At 59.4% G+C, this 13,262-nt stretch carries 15 protein-coding genes; 1 reads left to right on the top strand and 14 read right to left on the bottom strand.

Going from position 1 to position 13,262, the window contains the following annotated elements; translation table 11 throughout:
* The first annotated feature begins 29 nt into the window (after positions 1-29).
* Positions 30-329 (top strand): hypothetical protein, encoded by a 300-nt coding sequence (locus PAN31117_RS15380; RefSeq protein ID WP_150738940.1) that lies wholly within the window; start codon positions 30-32, stop codon positions 327-329.
* 185 nt (positions 330-514) lie between these two features.
* On the opposite strand, the gene PAN31117_RS15385 is transcribed toward PAN31117_RS15380, so the two are convergent.
* The 14 genes from PAN31117_RS15385 to PAN31117_RS15450 all read right to left on the bottom strand — a co-directional run bounded on the left by PAN31117_RS15385 (position 515) and on the right by PAN31117_RS15450 (position 13,257).
* On the bottom strand, positions 515-847 hold the full coding sequence (locus tag PAN31117_RS15385; protein WP_246189106.1) for a hypothetical protein: 333 nt from the start codon (positions 845-847) through the stop codon (positions 515-517).
* Between the two features lie 35 nt (positions 848-882).
* Positions 883-1,359, bottom strand: coding sequence for a glycoside hydrolase family 24 protein (locus tag PAN31117_RS15390; protein ID WP_150738942.1), 477 nt, complete (start codon positions 1,357-1,359; stop codon positions 883-885).
* Positions 1,346-1,627 carry a holin gene (locus tag PAN31117_RS15395; RefSeq protein ID WP_246189107.1) on the bottom strand — a complete coding sequence of 94 codons (282 nt, stop codon included), beginning with the start codon at positions 1,625-1,627 and terminating at the stop codon, positions 1,346-1,348. The genes PAN31117_RS15390 and PAN31117_RS15395 overlap by 14 nt, the downstream gene beginning before the upstream one ends.
* The gene (locus PAN31117_RS15400) at positions 1,624-1,965 is read right to left on the bottom strand and encodes a holin (RefSeq protein WP_150574533.1); all 342 of its coding nucleotides are present in this window, start codon (positions 1,963-1,965) and stop codon (positions 1,624-1,626) included. Before PAN31117_RS15400 ends, PAN31117_RS15395 begins: the two co-directional genes overlap by 4 nt.
* A gap of 191 nt (positions 1,966-2,156) precedes the next feature.
* Positions 2,157-2,909, bottom strand: coding sequence for a hypothetical protein (locus tag PAN31117_RS15405; protein ID WP_150738943.1), 753 nt, complete (start codon positions 2,907-2,909; stop codon positions 2,157-2,159).
* A 272-nt stretch (positions 2,910-3,181) separates the two neighbouring features.
* Positions 3,182-6,337, bottom strand: coding sequence for a TipJ family phage tail tip protein (locus PAN31117_RS15410; protein WP_150738944.1), 3,156 nt, complete (start codon positions 6,335-6,337; stop codon positions 3,182-3,184).
* A gap of 58 nt (positions 6,338-6,395) precedes the next feature.
* Positions 6,396-6,989, bottom strand: a complete 594-nt coding sequence (locus PAN31117_RS15415; protein ID WP_370855762.1) for a tail assembly protein — start codon at positions 6,987-6,989, stop codon at positions 6,396-6,398.
* 535 nt (positions 6,990-7,524) lie between these two features.
* Positions 7,525-8,238, bottom strand: a complete 714-nt coding sequence (locus PAN31117_RS15420) for a C40 family peptidase (protein WP_150738946.1) — start codon at positions 8,236-8,238, stop codon at positions 7,525-7,527.
* Complete coding sequence (locus PAN31117_RS15425; RefSeq protein ID WP_150738947.1) at positions 8,238-8,942, bottom strand: phage minor tail protein L; 705 nt, start codon at positions 8,940-8,942, stop codon at positions 8,238-8,240. The genes PAN31117_RS15420 and PAN31117_RS15425 overlap by 1 nt, the downstream gene beginning before the upstream one ends.
* Positions 8,939-9,139: a hypothetical protein gene (locus tag PAN31117_RS15430; RefSeq protein WP_150738948.1), complete on the bottom strand. Its 201-nt coding sequence runs from the start codon at positions 9,137-9,139 to the stop codon at positions 8,939-8,941. Before PAN31117_RS15430 ends, PAN31117_RS15425 begins: the two co-directional genes overlap by 4 nt.
* Positions 9,140-10,167: 1,028 nt before the next feature.
* Entirely contained in the window at positions 10,168-10,506 is a 339-nt protein-coding gene (locus PAN31117_RS15435; protein WP_150739120.1) for a phage tail protein, read from the bottom strand.
* The gene (locus PAN31117_RS15440) at positions 10,506-12,623 is read right to left on the bottom strand and encodes a phage tail tape measure protein (protein WP_150738949.1); all 2,118 of its coding nucleotides are present in this window, start codon (positions 12,621-12,623) and stop codon (positions 10,506-10,508) included. The genes PAN31117_RS15435 and PAN31117_RS15440 overlap by 1 nt, the downstream gene beginning before the upstream one ends.
* Positions 12,620-12,934: a phage tail assembly protein T gene (locus tag PAN31117_RS15445; protein ID WP_150738950.1), complete on the bottom strand. Its 315-nt coding sequence runs from the start codon at positions 12,932-12,934 to the stop codon at positions 12,620-12,622. Before PAN31117_RS15445 ends, PAN31117_RS15440 begins: the two co-directional genes overlap by 4 nt.
* Positions 12,934-13,257, bottom strand: coding sequence for a hypothetical protein (locus PAN31117_RS15450; protein ID WP_150738951.1), 324 nt, complete (start codon positions 13,255-13,257; stop codon positions 12,934-12,936). The genes PAN31117_RS15445 and PAN31117_RS15450 overlap by 1 nt, the downstream gene beginning before the upstream one ends.
* Positions 13,258-13,262 lie beyond the last annotated feature (5 nt).

Genomic DNA, 13,262 nt, shown 5'->3' on the forward strand with positions numbered 1-13,262 from the left:
CCCTCACCAGCACCACGAGGGAGGCCGCCGTGCCGTTACATCCGCGCCGATCCGACCTGACGATTGATCAGTTGCGTAGCCTATGGCTCACCAACAAGGATCCAGGTGTGCGCCAGGCGCTTGAAGAATTGGTATTCCGGCGGGAGCAAGTTCTTCGCAAAGAGGCAGTGATTCGGAGGGTAGAGACGCTTTACGTCATCATCAATCAGGCATGGCGTGAGGAAGTCGGCGGCACGCTCATCGCACTTGAATGGCTGAAGTCAGCGCTCGGGGACAACCGTGAATCGACGGGAGACCTGCCGCACATGTATCGCCCCCCTGATAAATGATCGCGCTAATTATCTTTTCTATCGAAATGATAATTTCTACCTGCATTGGCAATATTTGAGTTTTATTCGCTATGCAGGTAGAACCTAGCGCTCAGCGACTGCCGTTGATCGACTGCAACAGTGCTTGGAGACGGTCCCGGCATTCTCCGCCTTGGCGTTGTAAATCCAGCCCGAACTGCCGGAGGTCAGCGAGCGTCGGGCCGGATGGCTCCTCCAACACCGGCGGGCATGGCTGTGCCATTGGCAATGGCAGCGTTGTCCCGGAAGATGCGCATCCAGTCATCGCCAGTGCGGCAGTCAACAATATCAGGCGTCGCATTCTTGGCGGCCTCCACAGTTTTCGTAATGGTCCGGTACTGGACTTCCTTCCTGTCTCGCGCTTCGAGGTACATGCCGTAGGCGGTATCGGCGTTCTCTTGCCATTCCTGCACGGCTTTGGCTTGCTCGGCCTTCTGGGCAGCGACGCCGGCGGAATGCCCTCGGACGTAACCGAAACCGGCAGAAATAACGACGGCCAAGAGGAGCCCACCCCAAACGCGAGGATCGAGCCACGTCACATTGCACCTCCGGCTTTCACGTACTGCTGAAGCAACGGCTCAAGCGCATGCTCGACCTGACCGTAACCAGCACCGGGCAGACTCGCCCAGATATTCCGGCACTTCGAAATTGCTGACTCGATCCTTCCCGCCTTGATGTCGGCCAGCGCGCCGCGCTCACGAATCTGCTGGATCGCAATCTTGTCCTGGCTGACCGGCGAGAAGTCTGGGAGCGCCAACTGCTGCTTGTACACGTCGAAGTAACGCGAGAGCAGTTGGTATCGGCCGGCCGCAGTCGACCACACGTTGAAGCGCTTGATCCACACCGATTTCCTCGGATGGTCGGCGTAACCGTTGAACAGTCCGCCGCCGACGATCACGTTGTAACCATCATCCGCCCCGGCAATGCGCGACGTGAATTCTGACCACGCCAGCATGTCGAGGAACGCGCACACGTTTTGGCCACCAGCTGTGACCACGTCAATGCGAGCCATGCCCCCTCCCCTTACTCATCCAGTACGCCTTCCGCGCCATCAGCCAAATCGAGACGATCGCAAGCCCAACAAGCATCAGAACTTCCGGTCCATCGATTGCATGCCGCATCCAGACGGGTTTGAAGAGGTTTCCGACAGACGCCAGGCCGATAGCGGAAAAGCCCGTCGTCCCCCAGAAACCCGTTTTGATCGCGTCACTCAGTGCCAGCCAGATGCATCCGGCCAGCACGATGACGTTCGCAATGAAGAACACCGACACCCAGATCATTTTTCGAGCCCTCCGAAGAGTCGCCGCTTGAGAGCCCCGATCAGGTCGGCATCGTTGATTTCCTTGAACACTTCTTTCGCAAGCGCGAGACCGAACAGCCCCATCAAGAAGCCAAACGCCTGCTGTGCGCCGGCGTCCGTGATCGCGAAATACATCACGAGCAGCGGACTGAGGTAGTAGGACATCGCCGCGCCGGCCGCGAACGACACCGCTTTTTGCTTTTTCGTCAGCCCTTCACCGATGAATCGGAGCGCAATCAGCGATCCGACAGCCCCCGGAAGCACCTTCACCACCACGGCCACTGCGGCCGCCACGGCACCCGATGTTGGTTCTGCCATTGGTTCGTCCCTTGAGCGCCCCCGCGCCCTCCCTGGAAATGAAAAAGCCGCCTTCGTGAGGCGGCTCGCGTAGCCGATCTATGACCGGAGGTGTCACATGAACTTCGATTTCTTCGCCTGTCTGGCCTTCGCAGCCGCAATTGCGGCAATTGGCCTCGTTGCTGCCGCGTGCGCCCTGTAGAGACGCCCCATCAATAGCCCGTGACATCAATGACCATGAACGTGGCACCCAGAGAGCCCGCAGCGTCATAGTCTCCTAAGCTGATGTCGGTCCCGAATCGCCCGAGGAAGTAGTCGAATACGGCGGTCGACCCAGACATCCGGCATCCGACAACACGATTCGCTATCGTCGCTGTAGATGCCCCCCGTCCGTCTCTATCCCAAAAGTCCTGTTGTTCGATTTGAGCGACGGCATAGGTCCGCGACGAGTCATACGCTCTTGAAGTTGCCCATGGCATGGGCCAACCGGGGCCGTCCATATACGGAGGTGGCAACACCGAAGGGTCCGGCGAATAAACCTGCACGAAGTCCGTCACGCGCGAATATTGCAGGCCGCTATCGAATGTCTTTTGACCAGCAGCGTTGAACAGCTGGAGAATTCCGTTTCCGCCTACGAGGTTGGCTGGGGCGAAGATGTAGTACGCGACGGAGGCAGGTGCGTTTGACGACAGGAAAAAGAACATCGTCCCGCCGGATCGCCACTGATACTTCATCGCGACGTTCCCGGTCGAACGAAATGCCATGAAGCACTCACCGGATCCCGGGTCAGGGCAACTCACCACTACACCGCAACCTTGCGTCATGCCCGCGCTGTAGTGGTCGAACTGGTTATTTGCCCCCAAAAACGAAGTGCTCGCAGTACCTTTCGTGACAATGGCGTAGCTTGAAAAATTGTCGTCGATCAGCACGGAACCGGAGTCATTAATTACCTCGATCAACGCCATCAATATTCACCGTAAAACACCGTTACAGTCGCCCCACTTGGGCTATATACCGAGTAGCTCACGACGTTTCCGCTAGTGCGCAATGACACTACAGTCCCGACAGCGCTGCCGCTCACATTTGAGAAGGCCCACACACGGCAGTTGGCGTTCGATACCGATACGGAGAACGACCCGCTGCCGGTCACGGCAACCTGCCCGATCTTTCTCGACAATCGTTTCGAAAGATCAAGCTGCAATGAGCCGTCGGGGTTATAGAGTTCAAATACCGGCATTCAAACCTGCATGCGGATGCGTAGCGTTCCGTTCGAGTCGTACCACTTCGAACTGTTGTTGGTTTCAACTCGCCGACCACTTCCGCCTACGCCGTTGTTCTCGTAAGATCCGGACTTGTCCAGGCGCCATCCCAACAGACCAGCGCTGTAGTTGTTCGACTGAATGTAATCGCCAATCATAGCGTTCGTGATCCAGCCGGTGCCGATGAATGCCTGGTTGATGAACGTCTGACCGCCTTGAATCACGAAAGGCGTGCTGGTCTGGCCGTTGATCAGATTCAGGAAAGCGAAACGGTCGGCGAGGAACAAGATTTGCGACTGCGTCGGCCCCGTCTCGTTGCTGACCCCAATGCCCATACCGGCCCCGTAATACACTCCGTCGACTGTGGCTCCCACCTTGATCTGGTACGAAGCCGAGACCTTACCGTCGAGCGTCGCCATCGCCTGAGCGGTCGTCTGCACGAGTGCCGTGTTTTCGCCGATCGTCGCCTGCAACGTGGTCACTTGTTGTGCAACCGCTCGATCGCCGTCCTGAATCAGCGACTGCACCGAAAGCACGCCGGCATAGATGTTGATCGACCCTGCGTAATCCTCGGTGCTGCCGGCAAACGGCGGCTGGATCGTTGCTATGGTCTCCAGCAAGTCCTGCGAAAGCTGGGTCTCGCCGATCTTGCCATTCAGATAATCGAGAATCTCGGTTGCATCTGCGCTGGATTGTCCCCTCACGCCGCCACCGGCCGGATACCACGCGCCGATGTTGCCGGACTTGTCGATCAGGCGCGCCCAGAAGTAGAACGTCGCGCCGGCCGCCAGGCCCATCATCGTGTGCGTGTTCTGCGGGAATGCGAAGTCAGCCAGTTTGATCGCCGTGAACAGATCATTCGTCAGGCTGTACCAGACCTCCGTGCGCTCGACGTCGAGCGGCCCCGTCGGGAATCCCCAGTTGATTTGAATGCCGAAGACGATGCCTGTGGCCATCAGGCTCGTGACGGTCGGCGGTGGCGACGTCTTGCCGTTCAGGACCGTTTCCACCGAGTAGGCGGGGATCGACGGCACCTCAAGGGCGTTGAGAGCCGTGACGCGCGCAACGTACTTGCCAGCGTACAGGTTCGGCACCTCAAGACTCTGCGAGCCCGTCCGGCCAGCCTTCACCCATTCGCCGTTGTCGCGCCGCCAATCGACGTCGTAAGCGATCGCCTTGTCAGCCGGTATCCACTTGATAACGCCGGTCGTCGACGCGATGCCCTGCGCGATGACAGAATACGAGTCCCACACAACATCTTTGGCGGGCGGCTGCACGGACGGAGGGATGACGCTGATCGGCCGCTGCTGCAATCGCGTGCCGCTGTCGATGGCCGCATATTTGTCCGGGTTGTGCTGGATCGCGTTCACATCCCATTGCAGGCCTTCGCCCTGCGCGATGCTCAGCACGCGGAACAGCTGAGTTTTCAACTGCGTGCTCTCTACAATCCAAACCGCTTGCGACTGCACGGCCTCCGTCCAGTTGGCCGTGACCGTAACGGCATTGCCAACCACCGATTGCACAGTGCGTGTCTGCCGGGTTCCGCTCGGCAAGATAACCGTCAGCGCGTCTCCCTGTGCGATCTGGTCGACCTTGTCGAGAACGACCGTCGTGCCCGCTGCCGACTTGACTCGTCCGCCGATGCGCCGCCCCGCGCGCGAACCGTCTGCAACGCTGATGACGCTACCCGGCGACACCATAGCTTCTTCGAGCCCAATGGAGAAAGACACAGACTCCGTCTCCAAGCGGCTGCTCAGGAGCGTCCAGTGGCCGACACGCTGCGCCTGCCCTTGGCTGGTGCAGCCGAACGCCGTCGTCTCTGTCTGCTGAACGCCATAACGCGCAATACCGTCCTGATCTTCGACGTACTCGACCTTCGCCTTGTAGAAGTCAGCCGGATCGTTCCACGTGACCAGAGCGACCGTCTTCCGGGCCTTCCAGCTCGTTCCCGTATAGGTAAACTCACCGACGACGTTCGCGTTCGCGAAGCTGTAGACAGGATCGCCGGGCATGTCGGCCACGGCCACGACGTTGCCGTTCGCCCAATAAGCCATGCCGCGAAATACCGTCGCAAGATCCTGCAACACCTTGTAGGCGTCAGCACGCACTTGCAGATAGCAGTTGCAGGTGAAGCGAGGCTCTTGGCCGCCGCTGCCATCGTCGACCAGCTCATCGCAGTATTGCGCGATCTGGTACAGCGACCACTTGTCGATCTGAGCGGCATTTACCCGATGACCTAGGCCATAGCGCGGATGCAACACTAGGTCGTAAAACACCCATGCCGGATTGTCCGTCCACGCCGTCTTGAAGGTGCCATCCCACGATCCAACGTAGGCGCGCGTCGCCGGATCGTAGTTCGACGGCACACGGATAATGCGCCCCTTCATGTCAAACGACCGAGTCGGGATGCTCTTGAACTGCTGCGCGTCTACCTGAATGCCTACAAGCGCCGTATTCGGGTAGCGAAGCTTCGCGTCGATGATCTCGGCGATGCTCTCGATGTTCGTCGTATCAGCGATCGTGCTGCTGTTCGCGTTCGGCGTGATTCGGCGCACTCGCACCGTCCAGCCAGAGGTCGACGCGGGCAGGTTGATGCGGTGGCTTCGCTCGTAAGTGGACGTCGTCTTTCCGTCGAACGCCGAAGACAAGACCTCTTGGAACGCGCCGCCTGCGGTAGACAGATCGATTGCGTACTCGACCCGGTAGCCGGTGATGTCGCCGTTGCTAGTGTTCGCCTGCGAGAGCGCCGGAACCGCCATCGTGATCCGGACGGCGGACAGCTGCGAGTTGCTGACCGCCCGAACCCACGGCGTCGTAGACGTCAGCGTGACACCTACCGACGTCTCACTTTCCACCGAAGGGAACCCTGGAATGTAGGCCTGGTCTTGCGTACCGGTCCGCACGTCAACGCTGACGTTCTGAAAGTTGGCTGTCCCGTCAGGATTGACGAGCGGCGTGCTGTCGAGAAAAACGCTCTGCATTCCATTGACCAGCCCCACAACGTCACCCTCGGACGCCGCATCAAGCACCTTCGCGTATGCGATCGAGTGCAGGCTATCGGGACTTTCAGTCGGGGTACGACTCTCGCCACCGCCCTTCCCACCCCCGCCGCCATAACCAATGATGTATTTCATGCGCCCCAGAAAAGCAAAAACCCCGCGCTCGGCGGGGTTACAGTGGATTCGATGCTGCTTATGCTTGGTCTTCGGCGTAGATGCCAGCCGAGATCACAGCGCCGCCGATAATCATTCGGCCATACAGAACAGGCACCGGGTTGCCCTGCGCCTGCGTGTTCACAGGGCCGTTGAAGTTGTAGTTCGCCCCGTTATCGGGACTGTCTTTCACGGAGAGGCCGACCTGTTGGGGAGAAAGAAGCTGCACAACCCCGCCGAGCGCCATGGAAGCCCCGAGCAGTCCCATCGTGGTGAAGGCTTTTGCAGAAAGGCCGAGGAACTGCGGCTGAAAGAATGAGAGTGCCAACAAAGCGCCGCCCAACAGAACCTGAAAGAGTCCTGCTCGTTTGGCTCCGGTCATGACCGGAGCGATGCGAATATCGTCGGCCCCAGGTGGAAGCGACAACTCATCTGCCGTCAGATTGCGCTTGCCCACAAAAACGGCGTATCCAATGCCGGCCGCTTTGCTTCCAGCCAATTCAGCCTCAAACCCCTTAATCTGACTCGACAGCGCTCGGATGGCTTCGCGAGCACTCCCAATGGCGAATCTATGCACGCGGCCAAACTTCGCACCCAGCTTTCCGTATAGGCGAACCGTTCTGATCTTCTCCACTAACACTCTCCCAAAACAAAAGGGCCCGCTATCAGCGGGCCCCAAGACGATGTCGCTTCTATCGTACGGACGTCGGCTCCAAAGATGGATCCTCTCCGGACCTGATTGAGATTCTGAAGTTCTTTTCTTCGGCCGCTGCTACAGTCGCGGCAATCTCGCGCATGTCTGGCGCCGACACACCGCAGAAAAGTCCGCCGCCAGCTATCGGACCTATGCCCAAGATATGTTCTTTCGGCTCAACGTAGAATCTTGCCGTTTGCCCAGGATCAATACGGGCCGCGACTTTGCCATCGATCAAGAACCCGATCGGACACCCCGCCCCATTTCTTCCTGCGTCACGAGTAACGACGATTGACGCCGACATCTTGTCGGTCTTGTTCTGATAGGCATATAACCACTCAGCCGGAACCTTTTCAGCGCTACTCGCTGGAATCTGCGTCGTTGAACATGCACTCATGAAGAGCGCAAGCGCCGCGACAGCGAACGAACGAGCGTGTTTCATTGGACCCCCAACAGTTGATTCTTGCCGGGAATCTTACCCTATCAGGGTTTTGTGCCTCAGAACACAGCGGGTGATCTCCCGCCAGTAGCCGCCATACACCTCGCGCGTCGACAGGCGTCCGTGCATATGGTGGAGCATCAGCCCCTTCCCGATGTACACGCCCGCGTGATTCGGCACGTCGGCGCGCCGCTGCATCAGGATCACGTCGCCGACATTCTCCGGCGCGTCCTGGTTCAGGTGCACGAAACCAGCTTTCGGGTAGCCATCCATGTAGAGGTTTTCCCCGTTCGCCCACCAGTCGTCACGGCGCTCGAAATCCGGCAGTTCGATTTTCATCTCTCGGGCGTAAAAATCCCGAACGAGCGACCAGCAATCCAACACGCCGTGCGCGAACGTGCGACCGACGAGCGGAGCCCGGTAGCCGCTCGGCTCGATCGTGCGGAAGTCGTCCGCTGGCCACGACAGGATGTGCCACGGAAGGCCAGTTGCTTCGCAGCTCACCATATCGGCCTCGCTGGGTGTCGCTGGGGCATCTGGATGCGAGTGCACGACCGCGATCACGTCGCCCGCGTCCTCGGCGGTTACGTAGTCCTGCGGGTCCATCACGAAATGTTCCGTGCCCTGCGCAAGGTTACGGCAGGGCACATAGCGCTCGCGCCCCTTCGCTACTATTACGAGGCCACAGGCTTCGCGCGGATGTTCTTGCGCCGCGTGTTCGCGAATCGCATTCAGGGTTCTGTCTTTCATCAGCTCGTGCGCACCAGGTCTGCGGCCGGAAATCCGCCATACGGCAGTTCGTTATTCTCACCAAAACGGCACTTGCAGGACGAGACGCGGCCACCGCATTTATCCAACGAAGGATCGGCCACCGGGTTGTCGTTCTTGTCGAAGTAGGCCGCGCCCGTGTAGCCGCAATACGGACCGCGATACCCACCGATCGTGAGCCACACGCAGACGTTCGCGACAATCTGACGGCGCGGAAGCTGCTCGCCATTGAAGTCGAGCGCGCTCGCCAGCTCAAAAGTGACCGATTCGTTCGTCTCTTCCGTCTTCTGATTGATGTACCAGAGCTCGGGGGGGAGCTGCTCATCCGGATCTGCGGTCGGGTTGCCTTCAGGAAAGTTGCGAGCGTCGAGGTATTGGCCGAGCGTGCGGAAGCGGGTCAGCTTCGCGCCAACCATGTCGTCAAGAAAGAGGCATAGCGCCGTTATCGAGCCGTCGATGTTGCCCACGGAAAGCGTGGGCGTCGGCTGCTGGCTGTCTCCGCTTCGCGCAAACCCCTCAACCTCAATCGGCCAAGGCGAAAACTCGTTGCCCTGCCACCAGATCGGGCCGAACTGCGTATGCCCGTGAAATCGCAGTACGTCACCATGCTGCTCCGTCGCGTCGAGTTGAAAAAGCTCAACAAGCGCCCCCGGCTCCAGCGTCTGAATGTCGGCGGTGATACTCATTGCGCAGGAAGCAGCAGCGGAAGGTCGAGTGTCGGCGGGGCGACGAACACTCCGCTTTCGACGGTATAGCCAGGAGCAACCGCCGAACTTTCGGGAAGCTCGACGGCATCCTCAGGAATGTCCGCGCATCGCGTTTCACCATCCCAAATGACGACGTTCACTACGACGTCGTCGACGATGATTGCATAGCGGCTCATCACGAATACTCCAAAACAATAATGGCCCCTGGTGCGCCCATTCCTCCACTGAGCGCGCCGGAAGACGGGCCTTGGACATTCCCACCGCCTCCCCCGCCGTACCCCGTCCCAGCAACTCCGGCCCCTACGATGGTGCTGAGACCGCCACCGCCTAAATGAGAACAGCCCCCAGCACCCAAGTTGATGCCGCCGGTAACGATGACAGAAACAGGGGTGCTAGGTTGTCCCGCTACGTTGGCAATGTTTCCGCCGGATGCACCGCCGCCAGCAGCGGGGATCGCATATGAAGCGACGCCTCCAGGTGCCCCCACAACGCCACCCAAACCACCCAGTGCCGAAACCCCCGCGAAACTTGACGTCCCTCCAGCACCACCGGCTGCGCCCGTCCCTCCGGAACCGGCCGCACCCACAACGAACGATGCACCTGAGAATCCCGAGGTAAATCGATGTTCTGCGTAGCCGCCACCACCACCGCCGCTTCCGCTAGAGTTTTGGCCGGAACCAGTGGCTGGGCTACCGGCACCACCTCCGCCACCACCCTGAACTCGCACGACAATGCTCGTAGTGCCTGGTGTGGGTGTGTATGTACCACTCGATGTGAATGTCCGAATACCAATCAAGCGACCAGATATCGAGGCTGACGGGTCGACAATGTTTGTCCCGTCCGAATACACGCTCACCGTCTGGCCGGGTCGAATATCAACTGCGGTCGAGCCAGTCGAAGTCTTAAACGTGAGTGCATAGGCGCCGGTCGTGCTGTTTCTTACAAGGTAGCGTTGTGGGGGAGACGGCGGAACTGTGACGACTCTTGCCCCCGTCAGCACGCCAGACAAATCAATGACGCCGGCGAGGGCGTCAGCATCAGTCAAGGCAATTGTCCCTGCGCCGCCGACGTCCTTGGTCAGCTTTCCCTGCTCTCTCAAATACAGCTCGTCAAAGTTCGCGTTTGTCTTCGTGAACCCAGAGCGGGTTGTATCGCCGTCGGTGCCACCCGGGGGCGTCCCAAGATTGATAGTTTGCTTCGTCATTTATGGAGCGAACGTTTGCTGGAGCGTTGCGCTGATCGTGAAGACTTGGTTGCCCTCACCGGATATGGAGAACGTCTCGCAGTAGAAGAGGCCCTGCACGCCAAGGGGCGGCGTCCAGTAGAATGACTTGTAGCCCTGATGCCGGTCCAAGAAGTCCCTGAGCGGCTGGATTTTTTCCTTCGTGTTCGTGCTATTTACGGTCCATGACGCAACCGATGTGTTCAGCCCATCACCCACGCGCTGCTCATACCCGTCACCAAACTGCGCCTTACGAGTGCGAAAGTTCGTGGTTCCCGATGATCCAACCTTGACGCAGAAATCGAACGTTTCAATTGCCATCAGCCGCCCCCAGTGCGAGCGCGCCACAGAAGACCTCCCTGCCGCTGCTGTCGCGAAATCTCGTCGACAACGGCAGATCGGATCGCCTGAGAAAGCTGCCGCCCCGTTCGATCGGAGTCCCCGCCAGATTGCGAAGCGGCATTTCCTGAGTTATCCACGTTCGTGACAACGCTTACCGATACGCCACCGGCGCTCGGCACCGACGGGAGGATCGTTCCTGAGGTGCTTGGCACGAACAGTTCAGCTTGCTTCTCACCGACGATGTACGGCTTTCCCGCCGTCACGGGGCCGCCGGAAGCACGCATGCTGACCTGCGAGATAAGGTCATCGAGACCGGCTTGCGTCTGCGGCCCGTAGACGCCGCCGACCGTTGTGCCAGTGGCATCACCATATGCGCCGAGAATTCCCGTGAACGCTGCTCCAAGCAAGCCACCTCCGATACCTCCGCCGGATAGGCCACCGAAGAGCGCCTGTGAGAGATTCGCGGCGGCTGCGTTTGCGACGGCACGCCGCAGGAAATCGAGGAAGCCTTTCAACATGCCGTCGAGACCATCCTTGAACGGATCAAACAGGAACTCGGCGAACGAAGACTGGATGTTCTGCGCGGCACTTTTGGCGAACTCATCTAGTTCGCTCTGTGCCTCCTTGGACTTGTCAGTCAGCTCGTCGAACTTCTTCTGTACCTGAGTGACTGCACGCTCATACGTCTGAGCGTCGATGAAGCCGCCTTGCAGCAGGACATTCAGCTCCTGGTAATCCTTCTGCATGCGCTCGAACGGCGACAGTGTGTCCTCGTAGACTTTCTTGCCTTTGGAGATCAACTCCTGCCGCTGGCGCTCCTGCTCGACGCCGTCCTTCGCAAGGTCAACTAGCGTGGCCGCCGTTAGGATCTGATCCTTTTGCGCCTGCGTGACGGTGCCGAGCCGTCCGGACTGGATCATCGCCAAGGCTTCCTCAGCGCTCGTCAGGGTCTGCACCGTAATGACCTGCTTTTGCAGGCTTTCGATGTAGCGATCAGCCTCGCTCTTCTTGTCCTTCGCTTCCTTCGGCGTCTTCTCCCGACCGCTCGTATAATCGAGAACTGGCTTGGTGCCATTGACCTTGCGGTCAACTTGGTCAGCCCCTCCACCGGCAGCGAGCGCGAGCGTTTGCTGACGCGCCTTGAGATATGACTGCTGCTTCTCTAGGAGGGTGATTTGAGCGCTGACCGAGCGAAAATCCCCAAACAGGAATTCGTTGACCTTGTTCCGGGTGCCCTTGGACGGGTCGAGCGCGTCGCGTTGCTCACGCAGTGTGTCGAGCTGAGCCCCGATCTCCCGCAAGCGCTTGCCGGGATCATCATTTTCGGCACCGTCCGACAATAGCCAGCCAGTCAAAGACGTCTTCCGAATATTCTGAAGAGTATCGAAGAGGCTGTTGAGCGTCGGCAGCACGTCGCTCACGACCTCCTGCGCGAGCGTCTTCAGTTGCCCCGTCAGCTTGCTAACATTGTCCTGTAACGCTGCTGCCTGCGCTGCGGACTCCTTCGTCGCACCGGTGAAACTGTCGACGCTATCGGCCATGTCGTTCAGGACCGGCAGCAGATTCGCGCCAGACTTTCCGAACAGATCCGTAACGAGAGCTGTTTTAGCTGCACCGTCTTGATAGTTCTGAAGACTCTTAGCGACGTCGATCAGTACCTGCGCAGGGTCGCGGAGGCTTCCCCCGGCGTCTTTTGCCGCAACACCCAGCGCCGCGAGCGCCTTATTGGTCTTGTTCGACTCATCATCGACAGTCGCCATCCCCTTCGCAAGGCGGCCGATGGCGCTATCCACTTCGTCAAAGTTGTGGTTGAACGCCATCGTCGACTGCTGGATCTTCGACAGGTTCTCCACTGATGCGCCGGTCTTCTGAGCGGCATCATCCAGAGCGGCCAACTGATCGATCGCATTCTTTCCGATCAGTACGGCAGCGCCACCGGCAGCAGTGAGCCCGAGGCCAATTCCGACGCCCAGGCGTGCGAACGCTGCATCGATCTCCTTGGCTCGCTTCTCGGCAAGCTTCGCGGCACGGTTTACGTCCGTCTCAAAGCTGCCGGTCTTGGCGAGAAGATCGACTGTGATCGTTCCAATGCTCATACTCGGCGCCCCGCTGCGCGGAAAATGTCAATATCTGCTTGGGTGTGTTTCGGCTTTTCAGCGGCACTCGGCTGCAACCATTCGAGGCGCTTGCGCATGGTGTCTTCCGGGTCGTCGCCCGAAGCCATAGCGCCCGCGATAAGTGCTGCGGGCCTGTGAAACCGGTGATAGTCGTCAAACGGCCATGCTTGGTAGAACTCGGCCCAGCGCTGGAATTCCTGGTCGCCCATCGCCGCTTTCCACTCGGCGACCGTGCGGCCACCGAGAGCCAGCGCCAGAACGTGCCAAAGCCATTCCTCGCCCCGGGCCATTATGCGTTTCCCGGTTCGTCCTCCTGGCGCTTGTTCAGTTCGAGCGCGACAGCAAACAGACGCTCCAGCACGCCCTCTTCGAGGTCCTTCGCCTTTTCAAGCGAGAGTGCCGCTTTGCCATCGGCATCGCAGAGGCTGGCCGCGACAAGGACGTGATACGCCATCCCGCGATCGTCGATCGAGGGAGATCGTAGGCAGTTCAGGAAGCGTTGGTAGTCATAGGACGACACGCGACGGAAATACAGCTTGTGCGTCGAGCCGTCCTTGAGTTGGACGTCCTTGCCGACGACCTCGGGGCTTACGAAAAACGATTTGTCGAGCATGCTCA

It is taken from the genome of Pandoraea anapnoica (assembly GCF_902459765.1).
Taxonomy (GTDB): Bacteria; Pseudomonadota; Gammaproteobacteria; order Burkholderiales; family Burkholderiaceae; genus Pandoraea; species Pandoraea anapnoica.